The organism is Bradyrhizobium sp. SPXBL-04 (genome assembly GCF_051853035.1).
Classification (GTDB): domain Bacteria; phylum Pseudomonadota; class Alphaproteobacteria; order Rhizobiales; family Xanthobacteraceae; genus Bradyrhizobium; species Bradyrhizobium zhanjiangense.
On sequence record NZ_CP182472.1, the window covers coordinates 2,140,046 to 2,158,569 of the forward strand.

Sequence of the window (18,524 nt, forward strand, 5' to 3'; positions counted from 1 at the left end):
AGAATGAAGTCAACCAACGCGGATCGAGTCGGCCATTATGTCGCGGCCCTGCATGCCCTGAAAGAAGACGATCGGCTCCGCGGTCTAAAGCCGCCCGGCGGAATCGATTTTACATCGAATGACTATCTAGCGCTGGCGAGCGCGCCACGTATGAAAAAAGCGATCTCCGATGCGCTTGAAGCCGGCACGCCAGTCGGGGCCGGCGGCTCGCGGCTTCTACGCGGCAATTGCGAGGAACACGAAGTTCTCGAAGCGGAAGCGGCTCGCTTTTTCGGAGCGGAGACGGCGCTCTTCTTTGGCGGCGGTTATGTTGCAAATTTTGCTGTCCTCACAACGCTGCCGCAGCGGGGCGATCTGCTCGTTCTCGATTCTCTTGTGCACGCAAGCATTCATGAAGGCGCGCGAGCCGGCCGGGCCGACTTTCGGATCAGCAAACATAATGATCCACAGTCCGTTGAGGACACAATTCAAGAGTGGCGCGCTAAGGGTGAGGGCGGTCGGATCTGGATCGTCGTCGAAAGTCTCTACAGCATGGATGGCGATTTTGCACCACTGGAAGACCTGGTGGCGATAGTTGCGTTTACGCACCGGGAGATCCGTGCGCGCGGTCTTCACAGCCCCTCGAACTCGCAGATCGTGCCCTATATCGTGGGCGAAAACGCCCGCGCGATGCAGCTCGCATCGAGACTGCAGGCTCGCGGTTTCGATATTCGGGGGATCCGGCCGCCGACTGTGCCGGCCGGCACGGCCCGTTTGCGCATTTCACTGACGCTCAACGTTAGGGAAGGTGATGTGTGTGCGATGCTCGACGCGCTCTCCGAGGAGACGAGAGGTTGGTCGCGATGACTCAGCGCATCGTAGTAACCGGCACCGATACCGGGGTTGGAAAGACGGTCTTTTCTGCGGGCCTTGCACATCTTCTCGGTGCGAAATACTGGAAGCCGATTCAGGCCGGGCTCGAAGGAGAAACAGACAGCGAGGCTGCCGCACGGCTGGGCGGCCTCGCGCCCGATCGTGTCATACCGGAGCTCTACCGTCTTCGAACTCCTGCCTCGCCACATCATTCGGCTGAAATCGACGGGGTCCGTATTAATGTGGAGTCGTTTCATCTGCCGGATTGCCGGGACTGGCCACTCGTAATCGAGGGTGCGGGCGGGCTCATGGTGCCGCTGAATCGGGGCGTGCTCTACATTGATATCTTTGAGCGATGGAGCCTTCCCGTCGTGCTTTGCGCAAGCACGAAACTCGGCACGATCAATCACTCGCTGCTCTCAATAGAGGCTTTGCGAAAGCGGCAGATTCGAGTTCTTGGCATTGCGTTTGTGGGGGAAAGAAATCCAGAAAGTGAGAAGGTGATTTGTGAGATCGGCCGAGTACGCTGGCTGGGGCGATTGCCGTGGATTTTACCACTCACGGCAAACACGCTGCAGACGGTGTTCAAAAACTCGTTCGTTCGTAATCATTTCTTGAATCCGTAATTGCGCACAAAAACTCGTTGATTTGGCATCCGTTCACGCAACACGCGCTCCAAGGCGAGATGACAAGGATTGTGCACGGTGAGGGTGCTTATCTCTTCACTGCGGACGGACGCCGTATCGTAGATGCAATCTCATCCTGGTGGGTTGTGACACATGGCCATTGCCATCCACACATTGTGCGCGCAATTCAGGAACAGGCAGCCAAGCTCACCCAGATTATCTTCGCCGGCTATACCCATGATCCGGCGGAGGAGGTTGCGGCGCAGCTATTGAAACTCGTGCCGCGTGGCCTCGACCATGTCTTCTTCTCAGACAGTGGCTCCACAAGCGTGGAAGTGGCCCTAAAGATGGCACTAGGCTGCTGGCACAATATCGGCAAGCAGCGAATACGTATTGTGGTAATGCAGCACTCCTATCATGGAGACACGGTTGGGGCGATGTCGGTCGGCGCCCGGGGCGTCTTCAATGCGGCGTACGGACCTTTACTATTCGATGTGACATCGATCCCTTTTCCTGTCAGGGGGCACGAACAGACGACGCTTGATGCGCTGGAGTCAGTGTGTCGAAACGAGATGCCAGCCGCCTTTATGGTGGAGCCTCTGATATTAGGGGCAGGTGGGATGCTGATGTATCCGGCCTGGGTACTGAAAGAAATGAAGCGTATCTGCGAGGCTTCCGATGTGCTATTCATTGCTGACGAGGTCATGACGGGCTGGGGCCGCACCGGAACATTGTTCGCTTGTGAGCAGGCGGATGTCGTACCCGATATCGCTTGCTATTCGAAGGGAATCACGGGAGGGGCGCTTCCACTCGCAGTGACACTCTGCCGGGCAGATATTTTTGATGCGCACTACTCGAAAGACCGTACTCGCACGTTCTTTCATTCGAGCTCATATACTGCCAATCCATTGGCCTGCGCCGCCGCAAAAGCGAACCTGGATCTTTGGCAGGATCACAAATATCGACAGCGCGTGACCTCCGTGGCGGCGATGCAGGAGCAGGCACTTGAGCCATTCCGCGCCGACCCGCGTTTTGCAGACGTCCGTCGGACCGGCACCATCACAGCACTCGATCTGAAGACGAGCGATGCGGGTTATCTCGCGGACGTCGGTCCGCAGCTTAGAGCTTTTTTTAAAGACCGAAATCTGCTTCTGCGGCCGCTCGGCAATACGATCTATGTATTGCCGCCTTATTGCATCACCACAGCAGATCTTGATGAAATCTATGCGGGCATCCGTGACGCGGCCAATGCACTGGATTAAAGGAATGCTCTGGCGCGCCCACCCCGCATCCAGTTCTTTTCGTTGCTGCCGCCCGGCTCATTACAGCAGCAACTCTGTGCGCGGGTCTCATAGATCGAGGAGTGCGGTACGCTCCAGCGTCATTAATTCCAATCTGATATAGATTTGCCCGTGATTGGTATTGGCCCCGTCGAGAGGGCTTCGGTTAACCTGCGCTTGACAGTGCAGGTCCTTTATCGGCCTGAAAATATCTTTACCCAGCTCGGCTGGCTCGGTCTGTCAGTACCGACACTAAGTACAAAGGCAGCGGCTGGGACGTAATGATCGGCGCGATCCCTTAACGAGATCGCGTGGTGCTTCTCAGCATGCATCACCGCGCCGCCCAGTAGTACGAACATAGCGCGATGACGGGCGCTACTGCGCCGCGGAGGCGACCATCAAAGTCAAAATCTCCGCAAGGCGTTCGGCCGGGCCACGCGCTACGCAGAGGAAAATGCAGGGGGCGAACCACATAATGGCGATAGGAGGCCAGAATGCAAAACAGCTCTCATAGTGCGCACGTCCGTTCAGTAAAATCCTGCGCCATGTGCGGCGGAAAATTTGGGCTGATCCGCCACTACTGGTGGCGAACGGCCCTTTGCTCCAAGAATTGCGTCTACCGCTTTCATGCCCGCCGGGAAGCCGACCATCGATGGCTTCGCCTTGCGAGCAGCTTCGTAAATGCCACCGAGCATCAGGCAAAGTTTGAAGGGAAGTGCATGGAATATAGTGCCTGAACGTCCTATCGTATGTGCCTTAGCTTCGCTGGAATTACGGCCATACGCAACAACGACAAAACAGGCCAAACGGGACCGCAACGAGGTCTCGGACCAAGTGGAGCATCCCGACGGACCCGCCAATGAAATTCATACTCGTAAATCAAAGGACTCCGCGCGCGGGCCGAAGCTGCGCCGAGTGTTCCCGGTTGCTAGGTCCGGGTTACGTGCGAGATATGGCAACGCGGAAGGGATATTGTGGTTACGATTGCTATCGACGCTACCACTCATCCTTCCCGTTCCATACATGGAGCGCGGACTCGGCGCATGATGCCAAAAATCTTGGTCCCCTTGGCCTTACGGCCATGCTGACAGCTGCTTCGTGCTGGTTTCAGGTCGGGGTGGCGGTCGCGGGGGCGTGGGTCAACACAACGCAGCGGGCCAGCGGGCCGTCTGCGGCTGAGGGACCTCCTCGCCTTAAGTAGGTTGGCTAGGATGTGCTCGACAGAGCAGGGCCAGTTCTCGTACGGCGAAAGGGCAGCTTGGAATCTCCTATTTTATGATCGCGCAATCATTGGTGGTTTTAATTTGTCTGCCTCCGATCGGGGAGAGGTAAGTTTCTTTCTTCCACTCGCTATTGACTGCGTTCTCTCGGCTTCCCTAGGAAGCACTAGCTCTAGGGATGCGGGCGCTGACGATCGGGAGGTAGGATGAGTTACATTTTGGAGCGGCCAGTTGAACGTGTCACGCTTCCAGTTCTACAGCGTTGGAGACAGGAGGGGCGCCGAATCGTAATGACCACCGCTTATGACGCGGTTACGTCACGAATCGCCGACCCTGTCGTTGACATCATCCTGGTCGGGGATAGCGTGGGCAACGTGTGCCTCGGATTCGACAACACGCTGCCAGTCAGCATGGCCATGATGAACCATCACTTGGACGCTGTTGCGCGCACAAAGCCTCGTGCCTTGCTTGTGGCCGATATGCCCTTTCTCAGCTTTCACCTCGGTGTAGACGAGACAATCCGCAACGCCGGGGGCTTCCTCCAGCATGGCGCTGATGCTGTCAAACTCGAGGGTGGTGCCAAGCGGGTCGAAATGATACGTGCATTGGTCGACTGCGAAATTCCTGTCATGGGTCATCTCGGTCTCACCCCCCAGAGCGTCAATGTCATGGGCGGATTCAAGGTGCAGGGGCGAAAGGCCGATGACGCCTTGCGCCTCCTCGATGATGCCCAGCGTCTGCAGGAGGCCGGCTGCTTTGCTCTCTTTCTGGAAGGCATTCCGGCCGAACTGGCTGCACGAGCGACTGAATCGCTGAACATACCGACGATCGGGATCGGGGCGGGGGCCAGCTGCTCCGGACAAGTGCTCGTCTTCCATGACGTCTTGGGCTTGACCGAAGGTCATCGCCCTAAATTCGTTCGTGCCTATTCAACTGGTTTCCAGATGTTGCAGGACGCGCTGGCGCGCTGGGCCGCCGATGTCCGTAATGGTGCTTTTCCAGCGCCAGAAGAGTCCTATCGACTTCCCGAGGGGCTCAATGATGCGATCGCAAACTGGACGCCTTCCACCTCAACCTGATGCAAACCTGAAATGCAAACAATCACCACGGTCGCCGGGTTGCGCCACACTCTCGCGCAGGCTCGCAAGGCGGGTAAACGCGTGGGCTTCGTGCCCACAATGGGATACCTTCACGAAGGCCATCTGGCACTGGTCGAGGCGAGCCGGGCGCGAAGCGATATCACGGTCGTAAGCATCTTCGTCAATCCCACTCAGTTTGGGCCGAATGAGGATCTCAGTACGTATCCACGGGACTTTATCCGCGATGAACAACTTTGCCGCGATGCCGGAGTCGCGATCGTCTTCGCGCCAGACACGCAGGAGGTCTATCCGGCACCATTTGAGACGTTCGTCGAACCAGGCGAACTCGCAAAGCGATTGTGCGGCGCGTTCCGGCCTGGACATTTTCGCGGTGTCGCGACCGTCGTCTGCAAGCTCTTCAACATGGTGCAACCGGACCTTGCGTTCTTTGGACAGAAGGATTTTCAGGGGATGTCCCGATCGCTGTTGAACTAGGTCGGGCCGACGTCGCCGGACTGAATGTTACGCGGCCCTCGTGACGTGGGCAACGGGGTTGATCGTCATGCGATTGTGGCGAGCTTGAAGAGCCGCACGCAGAACCGACAATTGCTTATGCGCCTTCAATCGTCGGAAGCCCTTGTTGGCCTCGATCATGCCGGCCGCAACCCATCGCAAGGCCATACCGGCATCTCGCCAGCGTTTGACGTTGCGCGTGACGCGGCGAATGGTGCCCATCATGTTCTCGGCGATGTTGGTACAGGCGAGCGATCGACGAAGCTCCTTCGGCAACTTCAACCGGACGACAGTCAGGATTTCGTCGAGGCCTTCGAGGATGCTGGCCGCTACGCCGGGCCATTGCTGGTCGAGTCGACGCGCGAGATTGCGGATCAATTTTTCAGCCTTGTCGGCGTCATCGAGCTCCCAGGCCTGGCGCAGCACCCGACGGGTGGCCGCATGATGCTCTTTCGGCAGGCGTTCCATGATGTTGCGCGCCTTGTGGATCTGGCAGCGCTGGATCGCAGCGGCCGAACCGAAGGTGCGGCGGATCGCCTTCGACAACGCCTTCGCGCCGTCGGCGATAAACAGTCTTGGCACTGTCGGGTCGAGCCCGCGCGAGATCAGGTTGTCCAGCAGGGCCTGCACCGTCGCGGCATTCTCGGTCGCCCCTTCCACCAGAGCCAGCGGATGCTTGTTGCCTTCGCCGTCAACCCCGATCGCGGCGACCAGCACGAGATCGTCGCCGAGATGCAGCCCGTCGATTTGGACCACCAGAAGGTCGAGCGCGGACAGATCGGCAGCCATGAAGTCGGCCAGCCGCGCCGCCGACAGCGCTACGAACCTCCGCGAGGCCGCCGACTTCGAAACCCCCGATCCGGGCGGTGCCGGCACGTCACCCTCGGGCAGCCGGACAGCGCGGCCGAACCGGCGCGTCGACACATTGATCAGCATCAGGTTCATCGCCCAGCGACCGAGCCAATCCTCCGCCGCCGCCGTTTCCCAGCTCGGGATCGTGACCTCGCGGCCGTCCACGCCCCGGACCCGCGGGCGCTCGACCTCGATCTTGCCGCCGTGGAAGCCGATCCGTCCCCGCGTTCGGCCCCAACGGTGCGCCCGCCGTGCCGCGTCGCGACCGTGGCGCGGCCCGCAGGCCGCCGTGACATCCGCCTCCATCATCGTGCCGAGCGCCTCGATCCCTGCCGCAAGGCAGAACCGATCGAAGCTCGCCCGCACTTCTGCAAGCGCTTCGTCCACAGCCCCGGTCGCCGGCGAACCAGCCGGTGTGATATCTCTCGTCATGGCGTTGCTCTCCTTTGTGGAATCAGCACCCCGAGCCTACCGGCTCAAGGTGGGCAACGCCGACCTCTTCAGAAATTCAACAGAACCCGGGACATCCCCGATTTTCAGCAATGCGCGGTCATACGCCGCATGACCGTTGATCTGAACCTTCCGATCGACATCGTGACCATACCAACCGTTCGGGAACCGGACGGGCTCGCAATGAGCAGTCGCAATCGGTATCTCAACAGCCAAGAGCGCCGACGGGCCTGTACCATCAGCCGTGGGCTGTTCGCCGCAGTGGACAAGTTTCGTTCCGGAGAGCGGGACGTTGAAAACCTGGTTGCGATTGCCAAGCAGCAGTTGAACAGCGTCGATCGACTCCAGTACCTTGAGCTTGTTGATAGTCACACGCTCAGGCAGGCCGAGAGCCCCTTGCAGCGCCCAGCGGCACTTTGCGCGGCCGCCTACGTCGGCTCAACGCGGTTGATCGACAACGTGATATTGTCCTTGCCTACTCCGGAGTGGCAGCGGAGCCTCGGCGACTGACGCCGCTTAGAAAATTCAGGTTTACGGTGGGCGGGTGTTTTCGTGCACGAACAGTATTTAAAGGACCGGGCTGGATCATTCGCGACCTGGCGAACAAGGCAGACCCATTTATTAGAGTAAGATTGCTGGAGCTCGCGGAGCGATATGACAGACGTATCAGCCGACCGTCTTTGGCGACGAAATAACTTCTGTCGAATCCAGATGCGAAATAGCGAGGAGCGCTTCATCAAGTCGCCGATCCGCGCGTCGGTCGGTTCGGATAGAGTCCAGTTCGATCAGGTCCCGTAACCGCTCGGCATTGCTAACGCAGTCGGCCTCGTCGGAGTCGATTTGCGCGGCAAGCCTTCAGTCGAAGTACCGGAAGATTGCTCGTTAGTTCCGTTTGCCTTGCAGTTGTTCTGCGATCGTCTGGATACAGATGCTCATTCTCAATCCAAAAGCAAACCCAGGCTGGCGGCCATCGTAGTTATCGAAGCCAGCGGTCGCCTGAGAGTTCGCGCAATCGTGCTTGCCGGTAGCCCTCGGTCAATCAATCCTCGCAGTTTGTGCCTTTCAACTGCGGTCCAGGGGCGCTCAGTCCCTTTGCGCGCACGCCGCGCCGCGATCTTCTTTTCGTCCGCGTCGTCCTGAGTCGCAGTTTCACTTTGCATAATCGCTCCACCAGTTCATTGTGATGGAGCCATGCCGGTTGCGTGCGAGTCAAGGGCGACGCCAGGGAAATAGGAGCGCGTAGTTGATCCATTGAAGGGTCTGTACGAAACGTACAGTTGCGAGTTCAGCATTTCGAAATCAATCCAAATTACTGAGTCCATCGTCATGGCCCGAAACGAAGCAGATCAGATCAGCTAGCTCAATACAGTACCCGCCGCGCTAACTAGGATGGCGCCCGGGCAGCAACTCATTTGAGGGGTAAGATGCGCCAGACTGCGACCAGGATTTGCGGACAATTGAGAGCACGCGTTGGATTGCGCGACCAAATCGCATTGCTCGGAATTTCTGGGGTCCTTGTTACGGGTACGATCTGCGCCGCCGCCTTCAACTACGCTAGCCTGGTGCAGAGCGCTTCAACAGGCAGCAACCAATTGAAGGCGCACGTCGCCTCTCTGTCACAAAGCTTCCTGGAGTCGCGTCAAATCGCAAGCGACTTCCTCCGCAGGCCCAGTGAACCGCTAATAATGAAGTATGCGGAGAATCATGAGCATCAGCTCGCGGATTTGAGCGAGGTCGAAGCATTTGTGGCGTCGCTGCCCGAAAACGATCCACTGAAGCAAGCAACCTCCCTTCGCCCGGTGATCAACCTCTATGCAACACGTTTTCAGAACGTGGTCTCGGCACAGCGCAACCTAGGCTTCAACGAGGATGACGGATTTCAGGGCAAGCTACGCAACGCCGTGCACACCGTCGAACAACGGCTTGCAGAGCTGAACCAGGCGCGCCTTACGATCTTGATGCTGATGATGCGCCGGCATGAGAAAGACTTCATCTTGCGCGGAGATGACAGGTATGGCGATCAATTGGCCGACCGAGAGGCGGAATTCGAAACGACCCTCGCTCAAAGCAATTTGCCTCCAGAGGCAAAATCCCAGATTCTCGAGCTGATCCGCGCATATAAGTCGAGCTTTGTATCGTTCCTGGTAACGAACGAGACCCTGCGCGATCAGGTCGAGGATCTCGGACAGATCTATGGCCGCATCCGCCCGGCACTGGACCAGATCATGGCTGCCGCCGACGGGCATTCGAAGGCTGCGCAAATGCGCGCCGAGGAAATTCGGCGAAATGTGATTTGGGTAATCGGCTTCGCCACGGTGCTCGTGGGCTTGCTCGCGTTACTCTTCGGCCGCCGTATCGCCACAACAGTCGTTTCGATGACGACAGCCATGCGTCAGCTCGGCGACGGTCAGTTCGACGTGAGTCTACCGGGCCTGGGTCGAAAGGATGAACTTGGCGAAATGGCCGAAGCGGTCGAAATGTTCAAACTGAAAGCCTGCGAGAAGGCACGAGCCGAGCTCGATGCGAAGGCTAAACAGGATCATGTCGCCGCCGAGCAACGTAGGGCCGATGTCGCCCGACTCGCCGGCGAGTTCGAAGCCGCCGTCGGCAAAATCATCGACAGCGTCTCATCCGCTTCCTCAGAACTTGAAGCGTCCGCACGCGGTCTCACCTGCACGGCCGATCACAGTCGGCAACTCTCCGTCGAGGTCGTTTCCTCGTCAGAGGAAGCATCCTCAAACGTTCAAAACGTCGCGGCCGCGACGGGCGAAATGGCGGAAGCAATGGCCAGCATCTGCCGGCGGGTCGAAGAAGCTGCCAATATCGCGCGCCAAGCGGTTTGCAAAGTCGAACTTAGTGATCAGCGTATGGCCAGTTTGACAGCTGCGGCGGAGCGGATCGGCAGCGTGGTCGAGGTGATCGCAGCGGTCGCCCGGCAGATCAATTTGCTTGCGCTGAACGCCGCGATTGAAGCCGCCCGTGCCGGAGATCTCGGCAAGGGTTTCGCGGTTGTCGCGCAAGAAGTGAAATCTCTCGCTGCCCAAGCCGCACATGCCACCGTCGAGATCGGCGATCACATTGGCCGGATCCAAACGGCGACGGCAGAGTCAGTTGGTGCGGTCGCCGAAATCGGCGTTATCATCGGCCGTATCTCGGGAATTGCGAGTACGGTGGTCGGCGCGATCGGTCAGCAGGAGGCAAGAAGCAAGAGCATTGCCTTCAATGTGCAGGGAGCGGCGGACAGGACGACCGGCGTAGCGGCCGCTGCCCTTAAAGTGACCGACGGCGCGAACGAAACCGGAGCGGCTTCGCTCCAGGTGCTTATGTCGGCCGAACGCCTCTCCGAGGAAAGTTCTCGGTTGAAACACGAACTGGACAGTTTCCTAACCAGGGTTCAAGTGGCTTAGGCTAGCGATTTCATCGGCGCCGAGAACGACAGGGCCGCCGATAGTTCTGTCGGTGCTTAGAGCAACTTGAGTTGGGATGGACAGGTCGTAGATCCTGACGAGACGGCAGACACAGGCCGCCCGACCCGCGAATGCCGACTTGCGGGCCGTTCGGGAGTTGCTCCTATGACGCTCACGAGACTGGGCTAGTGAACTATCTTTAAGATCCCGGTCACACGCTGACATAGTAGGCCTCATCGCGATCCCTGCGGGTCACGACCACCCACGTGGTGCCTCGGAGTGCAGGTTGAGCACTCAGTAAGTCGATTGCGAGACGTTGGGCCGCGCGGAAAGCTTGCAGCTCGTTTTCGAATGCTAGCCCGAAAGGATCCTCGACATTCTGGTTTCCTTCAAGATTAAAATAGAAACGCAGCATTTATTCCTATCCATTGCCCGCAATAGCAAAATTCGCATCAGCAGGATTTCGCTGTCCGTATGCATGGCAACGCCGGTGTATTCACGGCTAGCGGAAAGTTGAACTAGGCACAATTGCGGCCGACGACGAACAGAAAATAGTTGATCCGTTTCGTACGAAAATGAAGCTTCACAGTGAAGGCAACAGAATAGAGGTGCGGTCGGCAAACGTCACGTGGCCGTACCGATTAGAAAGTCAAAGGTTGCAGCGATAGGTCGTCCTTGTGGCCCAGGTGCGAACCCGGATCGCCCTACCTCACTAGCGGGCGAATTTCAGAGACATTCCAGCTTGAAGTCCTCGCGTTGCTCGCCCCGCGCAATCCGATGTGCCTCGGGGAGAACTCGGCGGACGAATCCGTCAAAGCGTACCAGAATCGGATCGTGCATAGCTTTGTATCGATTGATGTCGCAACAGCGAGCATCTAAACTTCAGGATGGCGGTCTATTCCCGAGGCGTCATGAGAATAGAGAAAGAAGTTGGTATGAGGGCATTTGATCACTCCCGCTTCTCGATGCATTCCATTGCGGACGTAACACCAGCGGAGACGTTGGAGGCGCCTCTGCGCGGACTGCGAGGGGCGTTATAGTTCGCCATTGATGCATTTGATTCTTCGATGCGAGATCCGCAGCATTCGATTATGGGAGATCTTCGATGTTGGATGCCACTACCGCCGCGCTTCTGCGTGCCATCTTCGACGAGGTCTGCCAGAGCCTGTCCCCTTATGACACCGGCGCCCGCGCCCATGTCGCCTCCAGGATCCTAGAAGCTGCCACGCGGGGTGAGACGGAACCCGAAATCCTAAAAAAGATCGGTCGCGAAGCCCTTTCGCAAGCGCCTACCATGTGGCGGTAGCGCGTCTGTCAATCAGGTGGATCTCCAAGTCACAGTGCTGAAGATCCTCGTGAGCTATTCGGATGGGTTCGCACCGATGTCGAACCTCAAGCGCGATATGGCTATTTTAGCGACAATAGGTCGGGACTGGTCCGAGCGCACCAAAAGACTGGCCAGCCGTGTGCCGAATCTCGATAAATTTTCGGAGGGGCTCGTTGAGCGTATCCACGGCGGTTGGCGTATCTAAAAAGGGGCGCGCACGCAGTACTGGAAATCATGGAAGGGCGGCCGATCATTACAGCGATGAGAGGTGGGCGCTTCAGGGTGGTCGAACCCCCTAATCCCTGATCAGCTGTCAGGCCGTCTGCGGCAAACTCGGAAGGCCGAACGGGCGACACTAAGTCTTAGCTCAGGAATATTTGCTCATGTATCCGCTCGCCTATCTCGCCGACGTCCTGACCAGGATCGTCAACTGGCATCCAAACCGCGGACATCGACCAGCTACTGCCCTGAGCCTCCCGCGTCATGCCCTCAAAGCTGTGGCCTGAGAACGACGCTTCCAGTACAGCGCCATGCCAACCTCGTTCTCGACGATCGAGGAGAGCGAAGCGCAGGGTCCGTGAGCCCTATTAATATCTCTCCGATAAGCACTGGCGTCATTTGATGCTGCACAGCCTTCGTTGGAACGACGAACGAAAACGTGTGTGGTGCTGCAGTCGAAAAGACGTTTCAAGTCACCCTGGTATTATCCGCCGCTGGATCTCTGGAACTGCCGGGAAGCCATCAAGCTGCCGACGCTGGTGCTGTATGGCGCTCGACGATCGCGACGTTAGCCGCGTCGAGGATAGATGATAATGGAGAGATATGTCATCGGGGCCTTGATGAGCTCCTCCGGTCCATGGCGAGCCGCCGAGTCAAAAAAAAGCGCATCGCCGGGTTCGAGCAGATAGCTACGATCGGCGTGTCGGTAGCGTACCTTGCCCGTGAGCATGTAGATGAACTCCACGCCGGCGTGCCGGAAGTCAGTGTAGGGAGCTGCGTCACCCTTGAGTGTGATTAGGTAGGGCTCGACAACGATATCGCCGCCAATGCTATGGCCGAGCAAGTCATAGAGGTGCCCAGCCTTGGTACCGCGCCGCTCGATGCGGACGCCGGTACCCGACTTCACGAAGGAGCAATCACGCTGCTCGGCGCTTTCGCGGAACAGACGGCCGATCGGTACATTCAAGGCTTTTGCCAGCGCCGACAAGGTCGCGAGAGAGGGGGAGATCGACCCATTCTCGATCTTGGACATCATGCCGGCCGAAATGCCGGCTGCTGCCCCGAGCTCCGATACCCTGAGATCGAGTTCCTTCCTCAGTCGACGGACTTCGGCTCCGATTTCTGATTCAAGAGTGGGTGTTACTTCCTTGGGCGCCAGCGAGCCGGTTAGAAGCTCCGGTTCTTGCCGCGATGCGTTTGTTTTGGAACGCTTGATGGCGCCTTTGGCCACGGTAAGACCTTGCTGGATCTGCGCAGTCCGGCACTTTAGCACCGCTACGGCAGATCTCCGACGGGTTAACTTGTGGTCTCTTCTATACTGCGGCGCGAAGCCCGCGGCTAGCCGATCGCAGCCCTCGCGATGATTTCCCCACATCGCGGTGCTGCTCTCTGCTGCAAGAGTGTTCTGTTGCCTGAAATTCTCGCCATAGCGGTGGGTCCGAAGGCCCGCTCTTCACCGCCGCGAGCGTCAAGAGCTGAACTCTATCTTCCTATTAAGAAATAAAGTTTCGTAGCCAGAACGAGTGTTGGGGTACTTGAGAATGGAGGGAAACCACCCCACAGGGCATGCAACGAAAGCGCGAATCAAGTTCATCTCTCCTTCGGTCCGCTCGATCGAAGCTTTCCGTCAGCCCTAACGCTGTGGTGCTCCTGACCAAGATCGGCGGCGCCCTATTGTGGATGGGCTGGTTCGGCTTCAATGCAGGATCCGCACTGACCGCCCGCGGTTCGGCCAGGGGGCGATGATCAACACTCACGGTGCGACGGCGGCGACAATCGTTGCCTTGGGCCTAGCCGAAGCAATGATGCGGGGTAAGCCGAGGCTGCTTGGGGCTGTGTCGGGAGCGATCGCAGGTCTCGTCGCCATTGCGCCGGCCGGATTCGCCAGCGTGGGCGGTGCCTTGATCATCGGCTTTCCGACCGGCGTCGCGTGCTATTGAGGGTGTGTCGGGGTTGAAAAACCTATTTGGCTATGACGATGCGCTCGACGTCCGCGATCGCCGCGATCGGCGGCACGGGGAAGGCCGGTCTGGTCGACGGCAATCCCGGTCAGATCCTGCTTCAGCTCGAGGGCGTCGGCATGACGCTGGTCTCGTCCGGCGTGATCAGCTTCGTTCTCCTTGAGCTCATCGACCTCACAATCGGCCTGCGCGTCAGCAGAAAACGAGGAGATCGGCCTAGACCTCGCGCTACATGGCGAGGCCCATCCGCGGCGGAGGCTTCGACGCTCAAGATCGTCGCGTCGACACGATCGTATCGTGCCGCCGCGACAATGTTTCGGAAGCTGTGGCGGGCCGACTTTGCTGTACCCCGCCAAGTTTATTGACAGGAAATAAATGTTCTTTAGGATTATTGGGGGCGGGAACCACAGTAGCGGAGGATGTCATGTGTGGAATCGTGGGGCTGTTTCTGAAGCAGCCGAAGCTTGAGCCGGAGCTCGGGGCGATGTTGTCGGACATGCTGGCTGTGATGAGTGATCGCGGTCCTGACAGCGCGGGCTTCGCCGTCTATGGCGACGGCCAAGCGGGGTGCGTGAAACTGACGGTGAGCGGGCCGAACGACGCTGCGCTGCGTGAAACGATCGCAGAGTTTGGGCGCGCGGTCGGGGAAAACCTGGTCACCACGTTCCGGGATACCCACGCAGTGGTTTCGCTTCCCGCCGGCAAGGAACGGCAAGCGCGCGCCTGGATCGCCGCGCGCGGGGATATCGGTGGGGATATCGGTTTTGTCGGGGCCGGGAAGCGAATGGAGCTTTACAAGGAGGTCGGCCTTCCGGAGCGGGTCACACAGCGGTTCGGGCTGACGCGAATGACAGGAACCCACGGTATCGGCCATACCCGTATGGCGACGGAATCAGCCGTGACCACGCGCGGCGCACATCCGTTCTCGACCGGACTCGATCAATGCCTCGTCCACAACGGCTCGCTGTCGAACCATAACGGGGTGCGTCGTGTCCTGCGCCGCGAAGGCATGACGTTCGAAACCGAAAATGATACCGAGGTCGCGGCAGGTTATCTTAGCTGGAAAATCCGGGAGGGGGCTTCGCTCAAGGAAGCGTTGACGCAAAGCCTCGCCGATCTCGACGGCTTCTATACCTTCGTCGTGGGGACGGAGAGCGGATTTGCGGTGTTGCGCGATCCGATTTCCTGCAAGCCGGCGGTGATGGCCGAGACCGACGATTACGTGGCTTTTGGCTCGGAGTATCGCGCGCTCGCGATGTTGCCGGGTGTCGATAAAGCCAATCTTTTTGAACCGAAGCCTGCAACCGTCTACGCGTGGGAGCGCGTCTGATGTCAACCTTTGATCTCGCCAAGGCGCCGCTGCGCGAACTGAATGCGGCCCTTCACGCGTTGCCGCCCTCCACAAATGAAACTCATTGGGTTGTGACCAATCCCGGCGGCAAGCATGCGATCGCCTGCGGCGTCGATGCGCCGGTCACGATCGATGTCGAAGGACATGTCGGCTATTACTGCGGCGGCATGAACAAGCAGGCGACGATCATCGTCTCGGGCAACGCCGGCGTTGGCGTCGCCGAGAACATGATGTCGGGCGAGGTTCGTGTCAGGGGCGATGCCAGCCAGGCCGCCGGCGCGACCGGCTGTGGTGGCCTGCTCGTAATCGACGGCAACGCATCCGCGCGTTGCGGCATCTCGATGAAAGGCATCGATATCGTCGTCAAAGGGTCGATCGGGCCGATGAGTGCGTTCATGGCGCAGGCCGGCAATCTCGTCGTGCTCGGTGATGCCGGCGATGCGCTCGGCGACTCCATCTATGAAGCCCGGTTGTTCGTCCGGGGCAGCATCGCGAGCCTCGGTGCCGACTGCATCGAGAAAGCGATGTCGGAGGAAGACAAATCCATTCTCAAGTCACTGTTGAAACGCGCGGATCTAAACGACGCGGTGAGCCCCGATGAATTCAAGCTGTTCGGCTCCGCGCGCCGTCTCTATCACTTCCACGTCGACAACGTCGACGCCTACTGAGCAGGATTTCTGATGACCGTCCCGCCGCCTCATCGCACGCCGCCTCGTTTTTCCGCCACTTTCAGCCAGCAGTCGATTGCTGAAATTCAGCGCGCCGCCGCGACCGGCATCTACGACATCCGCGGCGGTGGCGCCAAGCGTGCCCTCCCGCATTTCGATGATCTCCTGTTTTTGGGGGCCTCCATCTCGCGATATCCGCTCGAAGGTTACCGGGAGAAATGCGGAACCGAAGTCACGCTGGGAACGCGCTTTGCCAAGAAGCCGATCAAAGTGAAGACACCCGTCACCATCGCCGGGATGAGCTTTGGTGCATTATCGGCCCCGGCTAAGGAAGCATTGGGACGCGGCGCCTCGGCAGTCGGAACGTCGACCACCACCGGTGATGGCGGAATGACACCCGAGGAGCGCGGTCATTCCTCCATCCTGGTCTATCAGTATCTGCCGTCGCGTTATGGCATGAACCCGGATGACCTGAGAAAGGCCGACGCGATCGAGATCGTGATCGGGCAGGGCGCAAAACCCGGCGGTGGCGGCATGCTGCTGGGTCAGAAGATTTCACCGCGGGTCGCCAAGATGCGCACCTTGCCGGAGGGGATCGATCAACGCTCGGCCTGCCGGCATCCGGACTGGACCGGGCCTGACGATCTCGAGATCAAGATCGAGGAGCTGCGCGAGCTGACAGATTGGGAAAAGCCGATCTACGTCAAGGTCGGCGCCAGCCGGCCCTATTACGACACTGCGCTTGCGGTAAAATCCGGCGCGGACGTGATCGTGCTTGATGGCATGCAGGGCGGCACCGCTGCTACCCAGGAAGTCTTCATCGAGAATGTCGGCCTCCCGATCCTTGCGGCAATTCGGCCCGCGGTACAGGCGCTGCAGGATCTGGGCTTGCACCGTAAGCTGCAGCTGATCGTCTCCGGCGGCATTCGCACCGGCGCCGACGTGGCGAAGGCGCTGGCGCTCGGCGCAGATGCGGTCGCGATCGGCACCGCCGCGCTGATCGCGCTCGGTGACAACGATCCGCACCTGCAGGCGGAGTACGAAAAGCTTGGCACCGTTGCCGGTGCCTATGACGACTGGCAGGAGGGGTTGGATCCCGCCGGCATCACGACTCAGGACCCCGTGCTTGCCGCGCGGCTCGATCCCGTGAAGGCCGGCCGGCGGTTGGCGAACTATCTCTCGGTGCTGACGCTGGAAGCCCAGACGATCGCGCGCGCCTGCGGCAAGAGCCATCTGCACAATCTCGAGCCGGAAGACCTCGTCGCATTGACGATCGAGGCCGCAGCTATGGCCGGCGTGCCGCTCGCCGGGACCAGCTGGATTCCGGGAATAACAAAATAACGGACTCGCAACGCGCGAGATCCGAGGACTGCAAGTTTCGATGCCGGGGTGTTGAAGCATCAAAGGGGTAATCATGGCCAACAGTCTGCATGCTGCCGCGCAAGAGAGAGGCATCAAGTATTTCCTGATCTCATATACCGACCTGTTCGGCGTGCAGCGCGCCAAGCTCGTGCCGGCTGCCGCGATCGACGGCATGGTCAAGAGCGGGGCCGGCTTTGCCGGCTTTGCGACATGGTTCGACATGACGCCGGCCGACCCCGACATGTTCGCGATGCCGGATCCGGCAAGCCTGATCCGGTTGCCATGGAAACCTGAAGTCGGCTGGCTTGCCGCCGATCCCTGGATGAACGGCAAGCCGGTTGCGCAGGCGCCGCGCAATCTCCTGAAACGGCTGATCGCCGATGCCGCCGCCAAGGGTTATGAGCTGAAGTCCGGTGTCGAGTGTGAGTTCTTCCTGATCTCGCGCGATGGGACCGGGATCTCCGATGAAGCCGATCGCCAGCCAAAGCCCTGCTACGACCAACAGGCGCTGATGCGACGATACGACGTCATTGCCGAGATCTGCGACTGCATGTTGTCGCTCGGTTGGAAGCCCTACCAGAACGATCACGAGGACGCGAACGGCCAGTTTGAGATGAACTGGGATTTCGATGCGGCCTTGAAGACGGCGGACCGCCACGCGTTCTTCAAATACATGGTGCGTTCGATCGCGGAGAAGCACGGGCTGCGTGCGACCTTCATGCCGAAGCCGTTCGTCGACCTGACCGGCAATGGTTGTCACGCGCACGTCTCGGTGTGGCGCGATGGCCGCAATCTGTTCGAGGACGAAACCGGCGAACTCGGCGTTTCAAAGCTCGGCTATCAGTTCCTCGGCGGCATCATGCACTCGGCCGATGCGCTTGCGGCCCTGTTCAATCCGACGGTCAACTCCTACAAGCGCATCAACGCGCCGCGCACGACCTCGGGGGCGACCTGGGCGCCGAATTCGGTGACGTATACGGGAAACAACCGCACCCATCTGATCCGTATTCCCGAAGGGGGGCGCTTCGAGGTCCGGCTAGCCGATGGGGCGGCGAATCCCTACCTGTTGCAGGCAGGTTTGCTTGCCGCCGGACTCGACGGCATGGACAACGAGCGAGATCCCGGCAAACGCCTCGACATCAACATGTACACTGAAGGTCATACGGTCGTGGCCGGCAAGAAGCTGCCGCTGAATCTCCTTGATGCGATCCGAGCGCTGCGATCATCGCCGGTGCTCTCGGAACGGCTGGGCGCGTTCGTTCCGAGCTACATCAAGCTCAAGACCGATGAATGGAATTCGTATTCCCGTCATCTGACGGCATGGGAACGCGAAACCACACTCGATTGCTGACGGGCA

At 59.3% G+C, this 18,524-nt stretch carries 15 protein-coding genes and 4 pseudogenes; 15 read left to right on the top strand and 4 right to left on the bottom strand.

What is annotated here, in order from left to right; genetic code table 11:
* Positions 1 to 3 precede the first annotated feature (3 nt).
* Genes ACNJX8_RS09870 through ACNJX8_RS09880 form a run of 3 tightly spaced genes read left to right on the top strand, consistent with a single transcriptional unit; the run spans position 4 to position 2,740 of the window.
* Positions 4 to 846, top strand: coding sequence for an aminotransferase class I/II-fold pyridoxal phosphate-dependent enzyme (locus ACNJX8_RS09870; protein ID WP_439360448.1), 843 nt, complete (start codon positions 4 to 6; stop codon positions 844 to 846).
* Positions 843 to 1,478: a dethiobiotin synthase gene (gene bioD, locus ACNJX8_RS09875; protein ID WP_439360449.1), complete on the top strand. Its 636-nt coding sequence runs from the start codon at positions 843 to 845 to the stop codon at positions 1,476 to 1,478. Before ACNJX8_RS09870 ends, bioD begins: the two co-directional genes overlap by 4 nt.
* Entirely contained in the window at positions 1,478 to 2,740 is a 1,263-nt protein-coding gene (locus ACNJX8_RS09880; protein WP_439361864.1) for an adenosylmethionine--8-amino-7-oxononanoate transaminase, read from the top strand. Before bioD ends, ACNJX8_RS09880 begins: the two co-directional genes overlap by 1 nt.
* A gap of 545 nt (positions 2,741 to 3,285) precedes the next feature.
* Here the strand turns inward: ACNJX8_RS09880 and ACNJX8_RS09885 are convergent.
* Entirely contained in the window at positions 3,286 to 3,576 is a 291-nt protein-coding gene (locus tag ACNJX8_RS09885; RefSeq protein ID WP_439360450.1) for a hypothetical protein, read from the bottom strand.
* A 608-nt stretch (positions 3,577 to 4,184) separates the two neighbouring features.
* On the opposite strand from ACNJX8_RS09885, the gene panB reads away from it, so the two are divergent.
* Positions 4,185 to 5,057, top strand: coding sequence for a 3-methyl-2-oxobutanoate hydroxymethyltransferase (gene panB / locus ACNJX8_RS09890; RefSeq protein WP_439360451.1), 873 nt, complete (start codon positions 4,185 to 4,187; stop codon positions 5,055 to 5,057).
* A 12-nt stretch (positions 5,058 to 5,069) separates the two neighbouring features.
* Positions 5,070 to 5,525, top strand: a pseudogene (locus ACNJX8_RS09895) (4-phosphopantoate--beta-alanine ligase); the annotation flags it as partial.
* 54 nt (positions 5,526 to 5,579) lie between these two features.
* On the opposite strand, the gene ACNJX8_RS09900 reads toward ACNJX8_RS09895, so the two are convergent.
* A complete protein-coding gene (locus ACNJX8_RS09900) occupies positions 5,580 to 6,854 on the bottom strand; it encodes an IS256 family transposase (protein WP_439360350.1) in 1,275 nt (424 codons plus the stop codon).
* A gap of 99 nt (positions 6,855 to 6,953) precedes the next feature.
* Between ACNJX8_RS09900 and ACNJX8_RS09905 the strand changes: the two are divergent.
* Both ACNJX8_RS09905 and ACNJX8_RS09910 read left to right on the top strand, forming a co-directional pair.
* Positions 6,954 to 7,382: pseudogene (locus ACNJX8_RS09905) on the top strand (pantoate--beta-alanine ligase); the annotation flags it as partial.
* Positions 7,383 to 8,296: 914 nt separating this feature from the next.
* A complete protein-coding gene (locus ACNJX8_RS09910; RefSeq protein WP_439360452.1) occupies positions 8,297 to 10,279 on the top strand; it encodes a methyl-accepting chemotaxis protein in 1,983 nt (660 codons plus the stop codon).
* Positions 10,280 to 10,490: 211 nt separating this feature from the next.
* Here ACNJX8_RS09910 and ACNJX8_RS09915 read toward each other — a convergent pair whose 3' ends face one another.
* Positions 10,491 to 10,694: a DUF6894 family protein gene (locus ACNJX8_RS09915; protein WP_439360453.1), complete on the bottom strand. Its 204-nt coding sequence runs from the start codon at positions 10,692 to 10,694 to the stop codon at positions 10,491 to 10,493.
* A 690-nt stretch (positions 10,695 to 11,384) separates the two neighbouring features.
* On the opposite strand from ACNJX8_RS09915, the gene ACNJX8_RS09920 reads away from it, so the two are divergent.
* Positions 11,385 to 11,585, top strand: a complete 201-nt coding sequence (locus ACNJX8_RS09920; protein ID WP_439360454.1) for a hypothetical protein — start codon at positions 11,385 to 11,387, stop codon at positions 11,583 to 11,585.
* A gap of 16 nt (positions 11,586 to 11,601) precedes the next feature.
* Positions 11,602 to 11,855 (top strand): annotated as a pseudogene (locus ACNJX8_RS09925) (hypothetical protein); the annotation flags it as partial.
* A gap of 538 nt (positions 11,856 to 12,393) precedes the next feature.
* Here ACNJX8_RS09925 and ACNJX8_RS09930 read toward each other — a convergent pair.
* The gene (locus ACNJX8_RS09930) at positions 12,394 to 13,056 is read right to left on the bottom strand and encodes a helix-turn-helix domain-containing protein (protein WP_439360455.1); all 663 of its coding nucleotides are present in this window, start codon (positions 13,054 to 13,056) and stop codon (positions 12,394 to 12,396) included.
* Positions 13,057 to 13,391: 335 nt separating this feature from the next.
* On the opposite strand from ACNJX8_RS09930, the pseudogene ACNJX8_RS09935 reads away from it, so the two are divergent.
* The 6 genes and pseudogenes from ACNJX8_RS09935 to glnT all read left to right on the top strand — a co-directional run bounded on the left by ACNJX8_RS09935 (position 13,392) and on the right by glnT (position 18,518).
* Positions 13,392 to 13,765 (top strand): annotated as a pseudogene (locus tag ACNJX8_RS09935) (hypothetical protein).
* A gap of 38 nt (positions 13,766 to 13,803) precedes the next feature.
* Complete coding sequence (locus ACNJX8_RS09940) at positions 13,804 to 14,151, top strand: hypothetical protein (RefSeq protein ID WP_439360456.1); 348 nt, start codon at positions 13,804 to 13,806, stop codon at positions 14,149 to 14,151.
* Between the two features lie 59 nt (positions 14,152 to 14,210).
* On the top strand, positions 14,211 to 15,116 hold the full coding sequence (locus tag ACNJX8_RS09945; protein WP_439360457.1) for a class II glutamine amidotransferase: 906 nt from the start codon (positions 14,211 to 14,213) through the stop codon (positions 15,114 to 15,116).
* Positions 15,116 to 15,805, top strand: coding sequence for a protein glxC (locus ACNJX8_RS09950; protein ID WP_439360458.1), 690 nt, complete (start codon positions 15,116 to 15,118; stop codon positions 15,803 to 15,805). The genes ACNJX8_RS09945 and ACNJX8_RS09950 overlap by 1 nt, the downstream gene beginning before the upstream one ends.
* A gap of 12 nt (positions 15,806 to 15,817) precedes the next feature.
* Positions 15,818 to 17,146, top strand: a complete 1,329-nt coding sequence (locus ACNJX8_RS09955; protein WP_439360459.1) for an FMN-binding glutamate synthase family protein — start codon at positions 15,818 to 15,820, stop codon at positions 17,144 to 17,146.
* Positions 17,147 to 17,219: 73 nt separating this feature from the next.
* The gene (gene glnT, locus ACNJX8_RS09960) at positions 17,220 to 18,518 is read left to right on the top strand and encodes a type III glutamate--ammonia ligase (RefSeq protein ID WP_439360460.1); all 1,299 of its coding nucleotides are present in this window, start codon (positions 17,220 to 17,222) and stop codon (positions 18,516 to 18,518) included.
* Positions 18,519 to 18,524: the final 6 nt, after the last annotated feature.